This window comes from Bacillus sp. AFS073361 (assembly GCF_002567005.1).
In the GTDB taxonomy this organism is placed as follows: Bacteria; Bacillota; Bacilli; order Bacillales; family Cytobacillaceae; genus Neobacillus.
In genome coordinates this window covers 1-829 of record NZ_NUZU01000010.1, presented here as the reverse complement: position 1 = coordinate 829, position 829 = coordinate 1, and the positions used below count along the sequence as shown (strand labels likewise).

Genomic DNA, 829 nt, shown 5'->3' with positions numbered 1-829 from the left:
GCCACTTCGCTACCCCTCCACATACTATTCATAACTCTCGCATCTAGTGCAAGCAAAAAAACTAAAGGTGGCTCAGGACGGAATCGAACCGCCGACACAAGGATTTTCAGTCCTTTGCTCTACCGACTGAGCTACTGAGCCACAAGTGGCGGTCTGGACGGGACTCGAACCCGCGACCTCCTGCGTGACAGGCAGGCATTCTAACCAACTGAACTACCAGACCAATTGCGGGGACAGGATTTGAACCTGCGACCTTCGGGTTATGAGCCCGACGAGCTACCAGACTGCTCCACCCCGCGACAATATAAATATAATTTTTTTGTTCATGCACTTAGTTGCATGAACTGTATCAATCTCAGTAAGCATATGCAAGAAGCAGCTCGATTGATACAACTCGCAGTTTATTCATTGAAGCAACGCTCGTTGCTCCACCCTGCGACAATAATAATGTAATTATGGTGGAGGATGACGGGATCGAACCGCCGACCCTCTGCTTGTAAGGCAGATGCTCTCCCAGCTGAGCTAATCCTCCAAATTTGGTGACCCCTACGGGACTCGAACCCGTGTTACCTCCGTGAAAGGGAGGTGTCTTAACCGCTTGACCAAGGGGCCATATTATTTAAGTATTATGGCGGAGAGCAAGGGATTTGAACCCTTGAGACAGGGTTACCCGCCTACACGATTTCCAATCGTGCTCCTTCGGCCACTCGGACAGCTCTCCATATATGGCTCCGCAGGTAGGACTCGAACCTACGACCGATCGGTTAACAGCCGATAGCTCTACCACTGAGCTACTGCGGAATAATATAATTACAGCCTGGCAACGTCC

Annotated in this window: 7 tRNA genes; all 7 read right to left on the bottom strand. The window is 50.4% G+C overall.

What is annotated here, in order from left to right:
- Positions 1-68: 68 nt before the first annotated feature.
- The 7 genes from COJ96_RS05555 to COJ96_RS05525 all read right to left on the bottom strand — a co-directional run bounded on the left by COJ96_RS05555 (position 69) and on the right by COJ96_RS05525 (position 801).
- A tRNA-Phe gene (locus COJ96_RS05555) sits at positions 69-141 on the bottom strand.
- A 5-nt stretch (positions 142-146) separates the two neighbouring features.
- A tRNA-Asp gene (locus tag COJ96_RS05550) sits at positions 147-223 on the bottom strand.
- Positions 224-225: 2 nt separating this feature from the next.
- Positions 226-299, bottom strand: a tRNA-Met gene (locus tag COJ96_RS05545).
- Between the two features lie 157 nt (positions 300-456).
- A tRNA-Val gene (locus COJ96_RS05540) sits at positions 457-532 on the bottom strand.
- Positions 533-537: 5 nt separating this feature from the next.
- Positions 538-612: transfer RNA gene (locus COJ96_RS05535), tRNA-Glu, on the bottom strand.
- Positions 613-629: 17 nt separating this feature from the next.
- Positions 630-721 (bottom strand) — tRNA-Ser (locus COJ96_RS05530).
- Between the two features lie 5 nt (positions 722-726).
- Positions 727-801, bottom strand: a tRNA-Asn gene (locus tag COJ96_RS05525).
- Positions 802-829: the final 28 nt, after the last annotated feature.